General features: G+C 49.0%; 14 protein-coding genes. 11 read left to right on the top strand and 3 right to left on the bottom strand.

Translation table 11 applies throughout. From position 1 onward, the window contains the following. The first annotated feature begins 63 nt into the window (after nucleotides 1-63). From ACO0LB_RS00400 to ACO0LB_RS00375, 6 genes are all read left to right on the top strand, one after another. Complete coding sequence (locus ACO0LB_RS00400) at nucleotides 64-1,593, top strand: ABC transporter ATP-binding protein (protein WP_423045384.1); 1,530 nt, start codon at nucleotides 64-66, stop codon at nucleotides 1,591-1,593. A 55-nt stretch (nucleotides 1,594-1,648) separates the two neighbouring features. Next, nucleotides 1,649-2,728, top strand: coding sequence for an ABC transporter permease (locus ACO0LB_RS00395; RefSeq protein ID WP_423045382.1), 1,080 nt, complete (start codon nucleotides 1,649-1,651; stop codon nucleotides 2,726-2,728). Continuing rightward, complete coding sequence (locus tag ACO0LB_RS00390) at nucleotides 2,725-3,696, top strand: ABC transporter permease (protein ID WP_423045380.1); 972 nt, start codon at nucleotides 2,725-2,727, stop codon at nucleotides 3,694-3,696. The genes ACO0LB_RS00395 and ACO0LB_RS00390 overlap by 4 nt, the downstream gene beginning before the upstream one ends. Nucleotides 3,697-3,873: 177 nt before the next feature. Then, the gene (locus ACO0LB_RS00385; protein WP_423045378.1) at nucleotides 3,874-4,866 is read left to right on the top strand and encodes a nucleoside hydrolase; all 993 of its coding nucleotides are present in this window, start codon (nucleotides 3,874-3,876) and stop codon (nucleotides 4,864-4,866) included. Nucleotides 4,867-4,877: 11 nt separating this feature from the next. Then, a complete protein-coding gene (locus tag ACO0LB_RS00380; RefSeq protein WP_186884804.1) occupies nucleotides 4,878-5,717 on the top strand; it encodes an isopenicillin N synthase family dioxygenase in 840 nt (279 codons plus the stop codon). A 229-nt stretch (nucleotides 5,718-5,946) separates the two neighbouring features. Next, nucleotides 5,947-6,345, top strand: coding sequence for a cytidine deaminase (locus ACO0LB_RS00375; protein WP_423045376.1), 399 nt, complete (start codon nucleotides 5,947-5,949; stop codon nucleotides 6,343-6,345). A gap of 128 nt (nucleotides 6,346-6,473) precedes the next feature. Here ACO0LB_RS00375 and ACO0LB_RS00370 read toward each other — a convergent pair whose 3' ends face one another. Beyond that, nucleotides 6,474-7,388 (bottom strand): HNH endonuclease, encoded by a 915-nt coding sequence (locus ACO0LB_RS00370; protein WP_423045374.1) that lies wholly within the window; start codon nucleotides 7,386-7,388, stop codon nucleotides 6,474-6,476. A 438-nt stretch (nucleotides 7,389-7,826) separates the two neighbouring features. Between ACO0LB_RS00370 and ACO0LB_RS00365 the strand changes: the two genes are divergently transcribed. Continuing rightward, nucleotides 7,827-9,248: an MBL fold metallo-hydrolase RNA specificity domain-containing protein gene (locus ACO0LB_RS00365; RefSeq protein WP_423045372.1), complete on the top strand. Its 1,422-nt coding sequence runs from the start codon at nucleotides 7,827-7,829 to the stop codon at nucleotides 9,246-9,248. A gap of 186 nt (nucleotides 9,249-9,434) precedes the next feature. On the opposite strand, the gene ACO0LB_RS00360 is transcribed toward ACO0LB_RS00365, so the two are convergent. Next, nucleotides 9,435-11,132 (bottom strand): L-lactate permease, encoded by a 1,698-nt coding sequence (locus tag ACO0LB_RS00360; protein ID WP_423045370.1) that lies wholly within the window; start codon nucleotides 11,130-11,132, stop codon nucleotides 9,435-9,437. A gap of 633 nt (nucleotides 11,133-11,765) precedes the next feature. Here ACO0LB_RS00360 and ACO0LB_RS00355 point away from each other — a divergent pair. Together ACO0LB_RS00355 and ACO0LB_RS00350 are read left to right on the top strand one after the other, a co-directional pair. After that, nucleotides 11,766-12,638 (top strand): dienelactone hydrolase family protein, encoded by an 873-nt coding sequence (locus tag ACO0LB_RS00355; RefSeq protein WP_423045368.1) that lies wholly within the window; start codon nucleotides 11,766-11,768, stop codon nucleotides 12,636-12,638. 202 nt (nucleotides 12,639-12,840) lie between these two features. After that, nucleotides 12,841-13,515: a ZIP family metal transporter gene (locus ACO0LB_RS00350; RefSeq protein WP_423046106.1), complete on the top strand. Its 675-nt coding sequence runs from the start codon at nucleotides 12,841-12,843 to the stop codon at nucleotides 13,513-13,515. A 126-nt stretch (nucleotides 13,516-13,641) separates the two neighbouring features. Here ACO0LB_RS00350 and ACO0LB_RS00345 read toward each other — a convergent pair whose 3' ends face one another. Next, nucleotides 13,642-15,618, bottom strand: coding sequence for a DUF4214 domain-containing protein (locus ACO0LB_RS00345; protein ID WP_423045366.1), 1,977 nt, complete (start codon nucleotides 15,616-15,618; stop codon nucleotides 13,642-13,644). Nucleotides 15,619-16,320: 702 nt separating this feature from the next. Between ACO0LB_RS00345 and ACO0LB_RS00340 the strand changes: the two genes are divergently transcribed. Continuing rightward, complete coding sequence (locus tag ACO0LB_RS00340) at nucleotides 16,321-16,821, top strand: hypothetical protein (RefSeq protein WP_423045364.1); 501 nt, start codon at nucleotides 16,321-16,323, stop codon at nucleotides 16,819-16,821. A 123-nt stretch (nucleotides 16,822-16,944) separates the two neighbouring features. Next, nucleotides 16,945-17,160 carry a hypothetical protein gene (locus ACO0LB_RS00335; protein WP_423045362.1) on the top strand — a complete coding sequence of 72 codons (216 nt, stop codon included), beginning with the start codon at nucleotides 16,945-16,947 and terminating at the stop codon, nucleotides 17,158-17,160. Nucleotides 17,161-17,173: the final 13 nt, after the last annotated feature.

Below are 17,173 nucleotides of genomic sequence, written 5' to 3'. Positions count from 1 at the left end.
ACATCGGCGCCCCGAAATTTTTACCCCTATTCCTGACTCGATCACACCGAGAATCCCGAACGTATGCAAGCTGCCGTCGAATTTCAACACATATCCAAACGCTTTGGCGCAGTGCAGGCGAATCGCGATGTGAGTTTTTCCATTGCACCCGGTTCCATCCACGGCATCATCGGCGAAAATGGTGCAGGCAAATCCACGTTGATGAGCATCCTGTACGGTTACTATCGTGCGGATGGTGGTCAGTTGCTGATCAATGGCACGCCACAGCAAATCCGTAACAGTCAGGAAGCAATCGATCTCGGCATCGGCATGGTGCATCAGCATTTCATGCTGGTGGAAAACATGACCGTGCTGGATAACGTCATGCTCGGCTCTGAAGGAGGCTTCAGGCTTGCAGCCCATCGCAAACAAGTCGAAGCCAGCCTGCGTGAGATTTGTCAGCGTTACTCGCTCGACGTTGATCCACTCGCCAAAATTCAGGATTTATCGGTCGGCATACAGCAGCGCGTTGAAATTCTGAAACAAATATACCGCAGTGCGAATATCCTGATTCTGGATGAACCTACGGCGGTGCTGACGGTGCAGGAAACCGCCTCGCTGTTTGCCGTCTTGCGCCTGTTCAAAGAACAAGGCAAAACGATTATTCTGATTACTCACAAGCTGCAGGAAATTCTCGACATCACTGACGAAGTGACCGTGATGCGCGCGGGTACCGTCGTCGGTTCCGTGCAGACGGTGAACACCAATAAAGAGCAACTGGCAGAACTGATGGTGGGTCGCCCTATCGAAACACATTTGCCGCGTGCGCCGTATGCGCCGGGTGAAACAGTGCTAGATGTGAAGGGTCTGAATCTGATCAACGCCCAGCAAGTCAGCTTGCTTAAAGATCTGAATTTCAATATCCGCGCCGGAGAAATCGTCGCCATCGCTGGCGTCTCCGGCAATGGACAAAGCGAGCTACTGGAAGTGCTGAGCGGCATGCGATTACCCAGCAGCGGTGCAGTGACTATGCAAGGAAAGCCGCTGCCATTTGCAGGGCGCAAAGATGCTGATGGTTTGCCTGCGACGTTCCGCGAACTCGGCATCGCGCATGTGCCTGAAGATCGGCTGCGTGATGCGGTCGTGAAGAATTTCTCGGTCATGATGAACAGCTTTCTCGGCTATCAGAAAAAACTGGGCAAAGCCTTTGGTCTGCTCGACTACAAAGCCATACTCAAGAACTGCACCGAACTGCTGAGCAAATTTGATGTGCGCCCGGCTGATCCGCATTTACGCATCGCCCTGCTTTCCGGCGGTAATCAGCAAAAAGTGGTGATGGCGCGTGAGATGGCGTCAGAACCAAAACTGATGCTGGTCGGGCAGCCGACACGCGGCGTGGATATCGGCACTATAGAAAGTCTGCACGCACGCTTGTTGGCGATGCGCGATGCCGGTGTCGCCATACTGTTAGTGTCAGTGGAGCTGGAAGAAGTCCGCGCGCTGGCAGACCGCATACTGGTGATGTCCGGCGGCTGTATCACCGGCGAGCTGAAAGTAGAAGAATTTGATGCGACCCGCATCGGCCTGCTGATGGGCGGATTACACAAACACTAAGCAGCAGCCGAAACAAAAAGCGAACATAAGCGAACAAACAAGCGACGAACCACGTATGAATCAAGCTGATCTTCCCCGCTGGGCCACCGCCTTTGCCCTGCCTTTAATGAACTTGCTGTCCGCCCTGCTGGTAGCAGCCGGTGTGATTTATCTGCTGGGTGAAAGCCCGGTGGAATCGCTGGGCATACTGCTGAATGCCGCTGTTTTCAATCCCGAAGGACTGGGCTACACCCTGTTCTACGCCGCCACATTTATCTTCACCGGCTTGTCGGTATCGATTGCGATGCAAGCGGGCTTATTCAATATCGGCAGCGAAGGTCAGATGTATCTGGGCGGACTCGGGCTGACACTGGTGCTGCTGGCTTTTGACGCCAGCTTACCGGCATGGCTGTTGATTCCGCTGGCGATTGCCGGCAGCGCAATCTTCGGCGCGGCATGGGCTTTTTTACCTGGTTATCTGCAGGCAAAACGTGGCAGCCACGTAGTTGTGACGACCATCATGTTCAACTTCATTGCGGCCAATCTGATGAATTATCTGATCATCCTGATGATTCCAGACGGTCAGCAAAATCCTGCCAGCCGTGTCTTTGCCGATAGCGCATGGCTGCCTAAGCTGAATGGCATCCTGCCTGTGCTGGGTGAAACTCCGCTGAATATCAGCTTCATCATGGCCTTGCTGGCCTTAATTATTTACGGTGTTGCCGTATGGCGCACAACCTGGGGTTATCAGTTACGCGCTACCGGTCTGAACCAGCATGCGGCGCACTATGCGGGTATTTCCATCGGCAAAACCATTATTATTGCGATGATGATTTCCGGTGCGCTGGCCGGTCTGGCGTCCGTCAATTCCGTCATGGGATCAACCCATTATCTGGGCCTGAACTTCCCCGCAGGCGCAGGCTTTATCGGCATCGCCGTGGCATTGATGGGGCGTCAGCATCCGATAGGTATTTTGCTGTCGTCGATACTGTTCGGTGCGCTGATACAAGGTGGCTTTGATCTGTCGCTGGAAAAACCGAATATTCCGACCGAAACCTTTATTTTCATTCAGGGCCTGATCATACTGTTTTGCGGTGCGATGGAAAATCTGTATGCCCCGGCGATTTCTGCTCTGCTCAAGCGTAAGGAAAAATGATGTTTGATGATTTTCAATTTTCCAGCATTCTGGTCTCAACCATCCGCAATGCACCGGTATTAATGTTCGCAGCGATGGCAGGTCTGTTCGCTGAACGCAGCGGCGTGGTGGATCTGGCACTCGAAGGCAAAATGCTGGCAGCGGCATTTGTGTCAGCAGCAGTCGCCGTCGCGACGCAAAACCCGTGGTTCGGCATACTCGCCGGTATCGGCATTTCCGCTGTCATCGCTTTGTTGCAAGGCTTTGTCAGCATCACGCAAAAAGGTAACCAGCTGGTCGCTGGTATTGCGTTGAATATCGCGCTGAGTGGTCTGACCTTTGTGCTTGCCCAGTTTTTCTTTATGCAGGGCGGACGCACGCCAGATCTTGGCGCTGCCCGATTGTTCGATATCGTTTTACCGGGTTCAGATGCGGTGGCAGGTATCCCGTTTCTGGGCTGGTTTTATACCAAGCTGATCGGTGGTCACAGCGCGCTGGTGTATCTGGCGTTTGCCCTGATTCCGCTGGTGCACTGGGTCTTGTATCACAGCCGTTTCGGCCTGCGTCTGCGCGCCGTTGGTGAAAACCCGCACGCAGCCGATGCAGCAGGAATCAATGTCGAGCGCACACGCTTTATGGCGATGCTGTGCGCCGGTGTGCTGTGCTCATTCTCGGGCGCATATCTGTCCATCGTACAAAGTGGTTTCTTCCTGCGTGATATGTCTGCCGGTAATGGTTATCTGGCGCTGACGGCGCTGGTGTTCGGTAACTGGCGTCCACTGCAAACGGCGCTCGGCTGCCTGATGTTCGGTTTTTTCACTGCTCTGCAAGTCCAGATCGAAGGCGTTGTCTTCCCTGGCTTGGGAAAAGTACCGGGATCATTGATACAGATGATTCCGTATGTAGTCACCGTCGTCGTTCTTGCGGGCCTGATGGCGAAATCCGTCGCGCCGAAGGCGATAGGCGTGCCGTTTGTAAAGTCACGATAAAAGACTATAAAACCTGCCGGTCGTCCGTATAGGCTTGTCCCGTACAGACTGCCGGTGATTTATTTTTTAAATCGACAACGTTAATAACGGCCTCCTTGAACCAGGTCAAACACAACAAATTGCTTCAAACTGGGTTCTGTTCAATGGCCAGTTGAAGTTAATTCCTGGAGTATTTCCATGCAAGCAAAACATAAAGTCATTTTCGATACGGACCCTGGCGTTGATGACGCAATGGCCTTGTATTTCGCGCTCGCGCATCCGGATATTGATGTCGTTGGTATCACCACTACTTTCGGTAACGTGTATGTCGAACAGGCGACCATCAATGCGCTCTATTTGACCCGTATCGCAGGCCGTACTATTCCGGTGGCGCAAGGCGTGAATGTCCCATTCGCCAAAGCAGCAGGCACGCCGCCTGACTTCATCCACGGCGCAGATGGCCTCGGCAATCTGCCATCCCGTATCGACGTCGGCGGTAAAGCGGAAGTGGAAAGCGCGGCAGAATTCATCGTCAAGATGGCGCGTCAGCATCCGGGTGAAATCACACTGGTCGCGGTTGGCCCGCTGGGCAATCTGGGTCTGGCACTGAAAATGGAACCACAACTGCCTAAGCTGCTGAAAAAAGTCGTGCTGATGGCAGGTGCTGTTGATGAACCGGGCAATGTCTCGCCTGTTGCAGAAGCCAATGTCTGGAATGATCCAGACGCAGCGGATCTGGTCTTCACCGCAGGCTGGGATCTGACCATGGTGGGTCTGGATGTGACACATCGCGTGGTCTTGCCATCGAGCTTCTTTGCGCGTCTGGCAGCACAACATAAACACGTAGCGATGGATACCCTGTCGCACGCAGTGAATTTCTACGCGAACTTCTACCAAAGCATACGCCCTGACCTCGGTCACGCCTGCTACGGTCACGATGTGCTGGCGTTTGTCTGGCTGGTGGCACCGGAAATTTTTGAAACACAAAACGGTCGCGTGCGCGTTGCCAAAGAAGGCATAGGCAATGGTCAGACCATGATGGCGAAACTGGCGATTCCTTACCCTCAAGCAGGTTGGGAAGCCAGCAAACCAGAAACTCGCGTCTGCATGAAAGTGGATGCCGAAGCCTGCGCTAAGCTGATTGATCAGGCCTTGTCCAGCGACTGGCTAAAACCAGCACTGGCAAAATAAGGGGAGCCATCATGTTGATACAACCAGTTGATTATCGTGATCCGGATGCGGCAAGAAAATTCACCGAAAGCCTGCACAACACCGGCTTTGGCGTTTTGACCAATCATCCTTTATCGCAAAATCTGCTCAACACCATTTATCAGGAATGGTACGAGTTTTTCCAGACCGATGCGAAAAACAAATACGCGTTTACGGAAAAAATGGACGGCTATTTTTCGCCGAAAATTTCCGAAACCGCCAAAGGCTATGCCAAGCGCGATCTGAAAGAGTTTTACCACGTCTACCCGTGGGGACAATATCCATCCGAAGTCTCCAAGGCTGCGCTGGAATACTACGAGCACGGTAACAAGCTCGCCACGGAATTGCTGCAATGGGTAGAAGATCACACACCGGCAGACATCAAAGCCAAGTATTCGATGCCTTTGTCGGACATGATCACCGACAGCGACCTGACCCTGCTGCGCGTGTTGCACTATCCACCGCTGACCGGCGATGAAGAACCAGATGCAGTGCGGGCAGCAGCGCATGGCGACATCAACCTGCTGACCGTGCTGCCAGCCGCCACCCAGGCTGGCTTGCAGGTATTGGGCAAAGACAACGCCTGGCATGATGTGCCGTGCGACTTTGGCATGCTGATCGTTAACATCGGTGACATGCTCGATGAAGCCTCGCAAGGGTATTACCCTTCGACCATTCACCGCGTGCTGAACCCGACCGGCGAAGAAGCGAAGAAATCCCGTATTTCACTGCCACTGTTCCTTCATCCACGTCCGGACGTTGTGCTGTCTGAACGTCACACGTCCGGCAGCTATCTGCAGGAACGTTTGCGCGAACTGGGCGTGAAAAAATAATCTCCGAATACTGCTGCGCCTTTCAGAGCAAAAATGATCTGAAAGGCGCAGCATATATCAGGGACAAACTTAAACAAAAAAGGCATGCTGACCGGCGTGCCTTTTTAAATAGACCGGACTGACGCAAAGTTGTCCCGGCAAGGCATGGCGACGAAGACAGTACGAATAGTACGGCGAGGAGCCGTAATCCGCCGGGGCGGCTTTGCGTAAGTCCTAATGGAGAAAAATAATGAACACGCAGCAACTGATCATTGAAGCCAAACTGGCGCGCGAACGCGCCTATGCACCGTATTCCAAATTCAAAGTCGGCGCGGCAGTGCTGACCAAAGATGGCAAAGTTTTCCACGGCTGCAATGTGGAAAATGCGTCGTATGGCCTGTGCAACTGCGCCGAACGCACCGCCTTATTCAGCGCCGTCGCCGCTGGCTATCGCCCGGGTGATTTCGCAACAATCGCCGTCACCGGCGACACCGACGGCCCTATCGCCCCTTGCGGTGCCTGCCGCCAAGTCATCATCGAACTCGGTGGCCCCGAACTCGAAGTCGTACTGACCAACACCAAAGGCGACATCAAAACCACCACCGCTGGCGCGCAATTACCGGATGCGTTTTATCTGCAACCGGAATAAATTGCTACCTAATAAAAAATCCCCGGCACATCGTCTGATCTGTCGGGAATTTTTTATTGGCTGGTGCGATGTCTCAGTGATGAGAACGGTGTTGTAAATATTTGTGAGTGCAGATGGTGCTCTTTGATTTAATTGCAAAAGATTTTTGCTCCTTTTGAACGGTTGCATCTCCAACACAAAGTTTGCAAATTTTCCTCAGAAGTCATACCACCTTTTGCAAGCGGGGTAATGTGATCAATTTCCAACAAAAGATTTTTTTCTTCAGCAACCGACAGATTACAAATTTTACAAGTAAAGTTATCCCGGTTTTTTATTTTTTCTCTGAGATTTGAAGTCATTAAAGCTCGCTGTCCTGCGATGCTATTTTTGAATTTTACGAGGTCACTCAGGTAACGGATAAAGCTATCTAAGTTCTGCACGTCCAACTTGATGTCGCACTTCGAAGAACTATTTCCCCCTGCAGAAACAAATTGAAATGTGTAGACAGGAAAATATAGATCACTCAAATCAATATGATTAAACCCCAATTCTTGAATGACTCTTTCACGACTAAAGCTCCGTATTAGTAGCGGGATAGAGTTACTAATACTCGAGACAATAGAATCTCTTTCATTTTTCAATAAAATCTTGCCTTGTTCAGCCGAGGCAAAATTATTCAGCACTTGTTCGAATATCGATAATGTTTCTTCCGTGACTTTTATATGGAAATATTTGCACAGATATTTGAATGGCTGGTTGCTAGCGTTCTTCAAAACAGATGAAGAACAGTTGTGCGTTCGATGGCTTTTGGCTTCCTCTTTCCATTTTGTTCTTTTCATGTTGAAGTTACTATTGTCGTAAAGTTGCCTTTCTCCGTAGTCAAACGACCTTATATCAACGTAGGATGACTTTAGGTCTTCTATATGCTTGTTCAGGTCATTACAATTTTTTGTATATTGTTCGATGCTATTTTTTATAGCGTTAAATTTTTTACTTTTGAAATACAGGCTGACATATATTTTGTAAGCCACAAATGTAAAAAGTATATAAAACAGAATTTCCAATTACCACTCCTAGTAATGCATAAGTTTTTGATTTATTTTAAACCCAACAATTTCCATCGTTAGCGGTAAAAAAATGGATCTCAAAAGCGCAGAAGAAATAGCAACGCTAACCTCTTGCTATCACGTTGACGCACTGCGATCTCTTGATCATTTAACTGGTTTTAAAATAAAAAAGTAACATACCTGCGTGCAATTAGTAATGCAACATCAAATGATGTCAGAAAATTTGATAGATGTTGTTTCTCTTGGAAGGAGATGCACAAATAGACTACACACCCGCCGAAATTTGAGCTGGCTCAGCAAGCGTGCATTCAATACGGCCTTCCCAAGAGAAAGTGCGGCGAATGCTATCTGTATGGCATCACTCTGGCTATACTTGACGCTTCGGGCGAAGCGGCAGTCAGCGCGATGCCCTGATTATTCAGTGAGGAAATTCAATTGAAACTGTCATTTCATGGTGCCGATCTCGGTGTGACCGGTTCCTGCCATCTGCTGGAATGCGACGGTGTGCGCATACTGATTGACTGCGGCATGTATCAAGGCAGCCGTAATCTGAATGAAGAAAATGCCGGCCCGTTCGGCTTCGATGCAGCGTCAATCGACTATGTGTTGCTGACGCATGCGCATCTGGATCATTGCGGCCGCCTGCCGTTGCTGGTGCGACGCGGATTCCGTGGCAACATCATTGCCACCGCTGCGACCCGCGATCTGGCGCGCATCGTGTTGCTCGATTCTGCGCATCTGCAGGAATCGGAAGCCGAATATCAGAACAAGAAAAGCGCGCGGCGCGGTGAAGACAAACGCACCGAAGCGCTGTACAACACGCATGATGTGTTGCATATGCTGGATCACTTTAACCAGACTGTGCATTACGATCAGGAGTTGCTGATCGCGCCCGGCATCACCGCGACGTTTATCGATGCCGGCCATATTCTGGGCTCGTCCTCCGTCGTGCTGAATCTGACGGAAGATGGCAAAAAATGTCGCGTCGTTTTTTCCGGCGATATCGGCAGCAACGGCAGAAAGCTGTTGCGCAATCCGACGACGCCGCCAAAAGCCGATGTGGTGGTGATGGAAACCACGTATGGCGACCGTCTGCACAAACCGCTCGATCTGTCGATAGAAGAGCTGTATCAGGTGATTACCGACACCTTCCGGCACGGCGGCAATGTCGTGATTCCGACCTTCGCGCTGGAACGTGCGCAAGAGTTGCTGTATTACCTGCGCGAAGGCGTGCAGCAGCATCGTTTACCGCGTTCCATGCAGGTGTTTCTGGATTCACCGATGGCGATCTCAGCGACCGAGATTTTCCGTCAGCATACTGGTTGTTATGACGCCGAAACGGCAGCGATGTTCAGCAATGAGCATGATCCGTTTGATTTGCCCGGTCTGCATTTCACGCGGGATGTGGCGGACAGTATGGCGATCAACCGTTTTTCCGGCGGCGCGGTCATTATGGCGGGCGCGGGCATGTGTACCGGTGGCCGCATCCGTCATCATCTGAAGCACCATCTGTGGCGGCAGAACGCCAGCATCGTGTTCGTCGGCTTTGCGGCGAAAGGAACGCTGGCACGGGAAATTATCGACGGTGCGCGTACAGTGCGTGTGCTAGGTGAAGAGATCGCAGTCAGAGCTGGCGTACATACCATCAACGGTTTTTCAGCGCATGCTGACCGCGATGAATTACTGACCTGGCATCAGCATACGCGTGCCACGCATACGTTTCTGGTACATGGTGAAGAAGAAGTCATGCGCAGCTTTGCGCGCTTGCTGCCAGCCGGTGCAGTCAGCCTGCCGCAGACGGCCGACAGCATTGATCTGACACCGTATTGCCATACTAAGAAAACAGCGAAGCACTGAAAAAAATCCCTGCGCACAGCGCGCTTTGGCAGGGATTTTTTATACGACGGGGACAATCGCCCTTATCGTTTGTAATGCGTCTTGGGACTTACGCAAAGTTGCCCCAGCAAGGCATGGCGACGAAGACAGTACGAATAGTACGGCAAGGAGCCATAACGCCGCTGGGGCGGTTTTACGTAAGTTCTATTAATGCACTAATGAGGTGAACGGTGCGACGTAGGCTTGCATGAATACGAAGAAGCCAACCAGCACCGCCAGCGCCAGACTGTGGAAAAACACGAAGCGCAGAATCGTGCCTTCATGTCCATACCAGCGTGTGGCTGTACTGGCGACCACGATACTCTGCGCATCGACCATCTTGCCCATGACGCCGCCCGAACTATTGGCCGCTGCCATCAGTACAGGGCTTAAACCCAATTGCTCTGCGGTAGTTTTTTGCAGACCGCCGAACAACACATTGGCGGCCGTATCCGAGCCCGTCAGCGCCACGCCCAGCCAGCCCAGCAAAGTGCCGAAGATAGGGTAGAAAGCACCCGTATGCGCAAACACCAGACCCAGCGTGGCATCGGTGCCGGAATAGCGTGTCAGATAACCGAGTGCCAGCATCAGCACGATGGTCAGCAGGGAATAACGTACCAGCCAGATTGTGCGGAAATAAATTTTGACCAGATCAATCGGTTTGTATTTCATCAGCAAGCCGCTAATGATGGAGGCAAGGAAAATCCCGGAACCGGTTGCCGACAACCAGTTCAGCGTATACACCGCCGCTTCTTTATGCGGCTTGGCGACGACAGGGGCAACCTTTTCGACCATGTTATGCAAGCCGGCAAATGGAATCTTGAACACAGAAATACCATCGACCCATTTTTTGAATTCCGGAACGCCCCAGACAAACACCAGCGTGGTTAAGATCACCCACGGCATCCATGCCAGCACCAGCGCACGGGTATCGTGCTTTTTGAAAATCGCTGCCGCGGCATCGGCTTCATGACCATGCGGTTTTTCACTTTCCAGATCAGGTTCGCCAGAATCGGTTTCATGACCTTTGAGTGAAGTCGACGTCCAGATTTTTTTCGGTTTCCAGACTTTCAGGAACAGGATCAGGCTGACCATAGACACAATCGCCGCGACCACATCCACCAGCCACGGACCGTGGTAGTTAGACACCAGATATTGCGGAACTGCGAAGCTCAGACCGGCGACCAGAATCGCAGGCCAGATTTGCAGCATGCCGCGGAAACCGGCAAACGCCCAGATCAGCCAGAACGGCACCAGCAAAGAAAATAATGGCAACTGACGGCCGATCATGCCGGACAACTGCATCAGATCGATGCCTGTCACAGCCGCCAGCGCAATCACAGGCGTGCCAAGCGCACCATACGCCACTGGCGCGGTGTTCGCGATCAGACACAAACCTGATGCCGCCAACGGAGAAAATCCCAGGCCGATCATGATCGCTGCGGTCACTGCAACCGGCGTACCGAAGCCAGCAGCACCTTCAAAGAATGCGCCGAAACAGAACGCGATCAGCAACAACTGTATGCGGCGATCATCGGTGATGCCGGTCAGGCTGTCCTGCAATACAGAGAATGAACCGTTTTCTATGGTCAGTTGGTGCAGAAAAATAATATTCAACACAATCCAGCCAATAGGCAGCAGGCCAAATGCCGCACCAAAACCCGCCGCATTCCATGCCAGCCCGGCAGGCATGCCAAAGCCAAAAATCGACACTGCTAACGCGCTCGCCAAACCAAGACCCGCAGCGTAATGCGCCTTCATATGACCAAATGCAATACATCCCAGCATCACAACCACAGGTATCGCCGCCATCAGCGCCGATAACCATATATTGCCTAGCGGGTCATAAACCTGACTCCAGACCATTTCTATCTCCTTTGTTTTGAAAGCTTGTGCGCGCATTTGCCGCTATGGCGGGGATAGTACGATAGGAAGTGCTGCAATTTTCATCACACAAGGATGAAATGAATTTCAACTTTGGTTGAATAATTCGATACTTTTATCAAAACAGAATTTTACTTTTATCAAAAATAAGTAAATTATTCATTTTCAAATATTAAAATGACAGCATTCAAAAAATTTACTGTTTTCTACCGGGGAATGACACAGAATTGTCCCGGCAAGACTCAACAAACTTCCTTTGCGCTGGAAAACATGACTTGCAAGTGATATGCAAGTCATGTTTGCTTCACCAGCAAGAAACATGTTGTCTGAAATATTGGCTACACCACAGCAACGAAGGTAATAAAGTCTTACCAGTAGTTCAGTTCAGTGGTTGTAAGGGGTTGAATGGCGCTGCAACAAGAAATCATCCCGCTGCTGGATTCGTTTTGCCTCAGTCCATCCTGCTTGAAGTATTGTTGACGCCATGCTGATCTGGACGATGGTGCACTCGTCATAAAGAGCACATTTTGTTTTCCGGTTAAGATAATCAGTATATTTTGCTGGCAGCCATGCTGATGCATTACCCTCCCGACCAATTTTTCCGGATAACACACGATGAGCGCTTCTGAACCTACCCGACAACACGACGAAAATCAGGTCAATACATCACATCCACCGACCGCGACAACGCAGAGCAGCGCGGGCTTTGCAGCGGCAACTCAGCCCATCACGCACCAGACTGTCATACGTACTGATACCGTTGGCCTGGAAGATGGCCGCATTGATCTTGATGTCCATGGCCAGTCCGTGCCTTTGTACTATGCACAACCAGCGGGTAAATCTTCGCTCCCCGTAGTGTTGGTCGTGTCTGAGATATTTGGTTTGCATGAGCACATCATGGATGTGGCGCGACGCTTTGCCAAACTCGGTTATCTGGCTGTCGCACCTGAAATGTTTGTCCGTCAGGGTGATGCCAGTCAATATCAAACGGTTCCTGAACTGCTCAAGGAAATTATTTATAAAGTACCAGATGCGCAAGTCATGGGCGATCTGGATGCTGTGCTGGCATGGGCAGGCCAACACGGTGGCGACCTTAGCAGAGCAGGCGTGACCGGCTTTTGCTGGGGTGGACGCATTACCTGGTTATACGCAGCACACAATCCATCAATCAAAGCCGGAGTAGCCTGGTATGGCCGTCTGACGGGTACAGCGACAACGCTGACACCGCATCATCCACTGGACGTGGCTGCCAGCCTGACAACACCAGTTCTCGGCTTATATGGTGCCAATGATGCAAGTATTCCGGTAGCGAGTATCAGAGAAATGGAAAGCGCGCTGGCGCAAGGCAGTAGCCAGTCTGCCTTCAACGTGTATGCCACGTCAGGCCATGCTTTCCATGCCGACTACCGCGCCAGCTATGTGGAAGCAGACGCCAAAGACGGCTGGACACGCTGTGTACAATGGCTGAGTGCCAACGGCGTAGCCTGATCCCCATCGCCTGCGTACAGCATTCCGAACGGTGTCAGATTTGCAGAAAATCTGGCACTATGTTCTAATTTGCAACCTGGTTGCAAATTCCCCGAGGTTTAAAATTCACTCCACCCTGTTATCCATACTGATTACCACCGCGCTGGCTGGTGTGTTGAGTATTTCTGCTGCGGCTATTTTTTCATTTTCCCTGCTCGCCAAAATGGTAGAGCGCATGGTCAGCTTGTCTGTCGGCATTATGTTATCGACATCGCTGTTGCACGCCTTGCCGGAAGCATTTGAATCCAAAGCCGATCCACATACTTTATTCGCCTGCTTACTGGCTGGTTTGCTGGCATTCTTCCTGCTGGAAAAAATGGCGATCCTGCGTCACTCACATCACCATGAAGGCGATGGACATCATCATGAGCATGGCCACGACGCGCATGAAGCCGGTAAAGCCGGATGGATGATACTGGTCGGTGATGGCATGCATAATTTTACGGACGGCATATTGATTGCCGCCGCGTTTCTTGCCAATCCACAGCTGGGATTTGTCACCGCCTTTGCGATCATTGCACACGAAATTCCACAGGAAATCGGTGATTTTATTGTCTTGCTGAACGCTGGCTTCAGCCGCACCCGTGCCTACATGTATAACCTGGCATGCAGCATGATGGGCGTGCTTGGCGGCGTACTTGGCTATTTCACACTGGAAAACGCCAGCGGATTAATTCCTTATGTGCTGGTACTGGCGTCATCCGGTTTTATCTACATCGCCGTCAGTGATCTGATGCCACAAATGCAGCGCCGCGCCACGTTGAAAGAAACCATTCCGCAAATCATTCTGGTTGGAATAGGAATCAGCATCGTTGTTGCAATAACGAGGCATCACTAAACGCTTTCTCACACCGACTGGAAAGAGAATTTGTTATTCTCCACAAATCACTCATGCCACGTTTTTTGAGCAAGATTCACGTGGGCTGTACCCGTTTAATTCTCTTCAAAATAGGTCATAAAAAAATCACCCCATCCAAGGAGTAAACTGAATTCCATTTTGTATGGCGCCGATCACTAATATCTGATTTTCAGGACTGTCACAAAAACTTGCCAGTGCTCCTGCTTGCGTAATTTTTCCATCATTCAATTCACGAATCCAATAATTAAATCCATCTGGGTCAGGAGCACGGTGTAGTACGTTTTGATAAAAATTCGTCAAAAGCGTCTTGTTATCTGGCTTGTTGCCGTATATTTTTTGGAACTCAGGAGACTGAAAAAATCCAGCTGCAATATGTTCCAAACTTGCACCTTTATCCATGTCATGAATCCAGTATCCCAGGCCGACCAAATCCGGTTTGCGATCAAAAGCAGCTTGATATAAACGATATACCTGTCCAGCACCTTGGGAAATATCCAGTGCAACAGTAACATCTTTAAATTCTAATCTTTCAACATTCTGCAATTGATCCGTGCCATCCACACCTGACTTATCATTTACGATAAAGTACTCACCCGATTTACTTATATCGTAGTTATTGCTCATACCGGAATATCGTGCGATATCCAGCCCGGCTCCACCTGATAATGTATCGTTTCCTGCACTCCCCTTGAGGATGTCATTACCAGATGTTCCATAGATGGTAATACCTGTATTTAGAACAGTCGTAAGTAGATTAGCAGGACTTAACACCTTGTCAGAAAACTGTAGTTGTTCAATCGAATAGAGGGAGTCCTTGCCATCCCGACCAGGCACCATATCTGTAATGACATATAAGGAATTGGGGGTATCGTAACTAATGGTATATTCCGTCGTTTTCCCAGAAAATAAAGCGGTGTCAAATCCTGTTCCACCATCTATCAGATCATTGCCACTGCCGCCGATTATTGTATCTGCACCAGCGTCTGCATATATTTTGTCATCACCAATGCCACCAATAATATATTCAGAAATGCCAGCACCGTAGATCACATCATTACCACGCCCACCGTATATAACGTTCGCACCTGAGACAGAGTTCAACACATCATTGCCAGCATCTGCAATTTGGTTATTTCCACTTTGCATACCATCAACAACGAAAATATCATGCGCATCTTGCTTATACGATCGGCCGCCGAGAAAAATCGTTTGAGTCCCTGCATGATCTTCTAACAAGTCCCATGTTGCATCATCAACGACCTTAGCTATATCCCTGTAGTAATCCATGCTGTGATTAGGATTACGTGCATGATAATTAATCACAATTGCTTCAGAAATATGATCCGGCGTATCTAATGTCTCATTACCTTGCAAGCTAATAAGATGTCCTGGCCGGATATTTTTCCCGCCCAACAAATTCCTTTGATCAAACATCATAGGGCCGGGATCACCTGCTATTTCAATTTGAGTAATACGATTATCTGAGGGGTAGTCTTTACGCTCAGGAATAGAGAGAAAATATGGTTGAGCAAAAGGAGTAGCAGCAAATGTAACTGCTTCATATAAGTTCCCTGGATGACGATACATATATTCCATCGCCATCGAGCCACCCATACTGTGACCCGTTACATAGACATGATTGATGCCATTCTCTTTTACAAAGTTATCTATCTGATCTAAATAAGGTTTGAGTAATGCGTAATGATCCGGCATTTTTGTCCATTGATCTTGATCTGGATGAATCACATCACCTAGATCATTGGGATTTTGACCATCTTTGCCAGAGTCATTCGTTCCACGAAATGCAATTACGATACTGTCACCTGAACGCGCAGCTAAAACAGCTGCGTTACGATTAATAAAAAATCCATCGCCAGTAGAACCTGATTCAACATAACCGCTTTTATCAAGAACAGGTTTGTCAAGAGAATATAAAGGAATCCACGCTTGATTTATGACATCGTCATACGCAATTTTTGCATTGGGATTAGGATCGTTGAAATAAATATTCTCGACATAATTTTTATGATTCAAGTCATAGGCTGCCTTTGAAAAATCAGCCATTAATTTAATCAAACTCATCAATTCATTCCCTATGTGTCACGAAGCACTTATGCCATCAGCATAAAAGCGGCACAGTGTAACAAATAGAAACAAAAAGACAACTATCCAATCACAATTTTTACTTGATTTACTAAATCTATTCACGACACTCGTATGGTTCAAGCAAGAAAATTTGATTTTCAAGACATCGGCATACTCGTCCTCAGCAATACATCGGTATTCTTTTTCTTACGGCTGGTGAGCACATGCCAATATTGAAAGAAAATTTTTTACTCATCCCTCCAAAGAGGGGACATAGTATTTAACGGAAAAACGACAAATAATTCTTGATTTTTACTGCCCAAAAACAGTTAGGTGAACTCGGACAAGGGAAACATCCTTAGCGATACTGAATAAAAACAGTAACGCGCACTGAACCACGACAATGGTCACCAGCATGTCCTTGAGTTTTTTTGTACGAGGAAAAATGATCGATTCAATTTTTTTTATAAGACTCCGGAAAAATACCTCTGAGACTCAACATTCATCGCCCTCATCACCAACTACTTATCATCGCCTGATTTTTTCATTTTCTGTTCATTTTTGTTTATTTTCTGTTTAATCATCTCTTAAGTTTTCATGTGCAAACTGTCATTGTTGATAGGGGATATAGCGCGCATGTGTGCAAGTGATTCACGAATCATCTATCGACATCACGTTCTACACACACAGGAGAAAGTCATGTCAAAAAATGAAAACAAACACCCGCATACAGAAGATAAAAAATCTCTCGTTTCAACAATAGCAATCACAACATCAGCCACAACATCGTCGAAAAAAATACATGTTGAGGACGATACTGAAACACATACCGATAGTGCCAAACTATTGCAGAGTAATGATCTCGTACAAAGCAACAATCCATCTATCGATACGCAGCATCAAAATGATTTGCAGGAAATGCTGTCAGTAACGCTCAGGAATAACGATTTGCTGTCAGCGGTAATCAAAGCGTACAACGATGATCATATACAAAGTAAAAGTATTTCTCTTGATGGACTGGATCAGACAGCTTTGCTGGATACGCTGTCCACCATGTTTAAGAATGATGATCGATTATCGACGGTAGTCAACGCCTACAACGATGATCTGCACATGGAAAACCAGACTGTCGAACATGCAACACATTCGACAGACGTACTCAGTATCGTTGGTATCTCCACGGGTTCATCCTTGATATAAGTAGTGAACAATCAGTGGCATCTGTGGCATCAGTGACATATCAGGCATAGGTACACCACCTCACCAAAGGCAATCGTCATCCATTACCTCTGGTGAGGTATTTCTAACGAACAGGAGAATAATGTGAAGATCAATTCAAACGTCGTGTTGCCTCCCAAAACAAACTCGGCATCGCCGACGAATAACAGTAGCGCCGTGCAAGCAAAACAAGCTGCATCCGTCACCCAAAAAGTGATGCAAAGTTATGTTCCATCATCAACACAGCCCGCTGTCGAAACACGTATGAGCCTGAGCAATAATGGCAATTTGATCGGTACTACGATCAGTGTGAAAGCATGATGTTTGCAACAGA

Origin of the sequence: Undibacterium sp. SXout7W (assembly GCF_049339385.1) — a bacterium.
GTDB lineage: Bacteria > Pseudomonadota > Gammaproteobacteria > Burkholderiales > Burkholderiaceae_D > Undibacterium.
The sequence above is the reverse complement of the archived record's forward strand: the minus strand, read 5'-3'. Positions and strand labels throughout refer to the sequence as shown.

Excerpts from the sequence above, each read along its gene's own strand:
- ACO0LB_RS00400 (WP_423045384.1), top strand. The coding sequence starts at position 64 with ATGCAAGCTGCCGTCGAATTTCAACACATATCCAAACGCTTTGGCGCA.
- ACO0LB_RS00395 (WP_423045382.1), top strand. The coding sequence starts at position 1,649 with ATGAATCAAGCTGATCTTCCCCGCTGGGCCACCGCCTTTGCCCTGCCT.
- ACO0LB_RS00390 (WP_423045380.1), top strand. The coding sequence starts at position 2,725 with ATGATGTTTGATGATTTTCAATTTTCCAGCATTCTGGTCTCAACCATC.
- ACO0LB_RS00385 (WP_423045378.1), top strand. The coding sequence starts at position 3,874 with ATGCAAGCAAAACATAAAGTCATTTTCGATACGGACCCTGGCGTTGAT.
- ACO0LB_RS00380 (WP_186884804.1), top strand. The coding sequence starts at position 4,878 with ATGTTGATACAACCAGTTGATTATCGTGATCCGGATGCGGCAAGAAAA.
- ACO0LB_RS00375 (WP_423045376.1), top strand. The coding sequence starts at position 5,947 with ATGAACACGCAGCAACTGATCATTGAAGCCAAACTGGCGCGCGAACGC.
- ACO0LB_RS00360 (WP_423045370.1), bottom strand. The coding sequence starts at position 11,132 with ATGGTCTGGAGTCAGGTTTATGACCCGCTAGGCAATATATGGTTATCG.
- ACO0LB_RS00355 (WP_423045368.1), top strand. The coding sequence starts at position 11,766 with ATGAGCGCTTCTGAACCTACCCGACAACACGACGAAAATCAGGTCAAT.
- ACO0LB_RS00350 (WP_423046106.1), top strand. The coding sequence starts at position 12,841 with ATGGTAGAGCGCATGGTCAGCTTGTCTGTCGGCATTATGTTATCGACA.
- ACO0LB_RS00345 (WP_423045366.1), bottom strand. The coding sequence starts at position 15,618 with ATGAGTTTGATTAAATTAATGGCTGATTTTTCAAAGGCAGCCTATGAC.
- ACO0LB_RS00340 (WP_423045364.1), top strand. The coding sequence starts at position 16,321 with ATGTCAAAAAATGAAAACAAACACCCGCATACAGAAGATAAAAAATCT.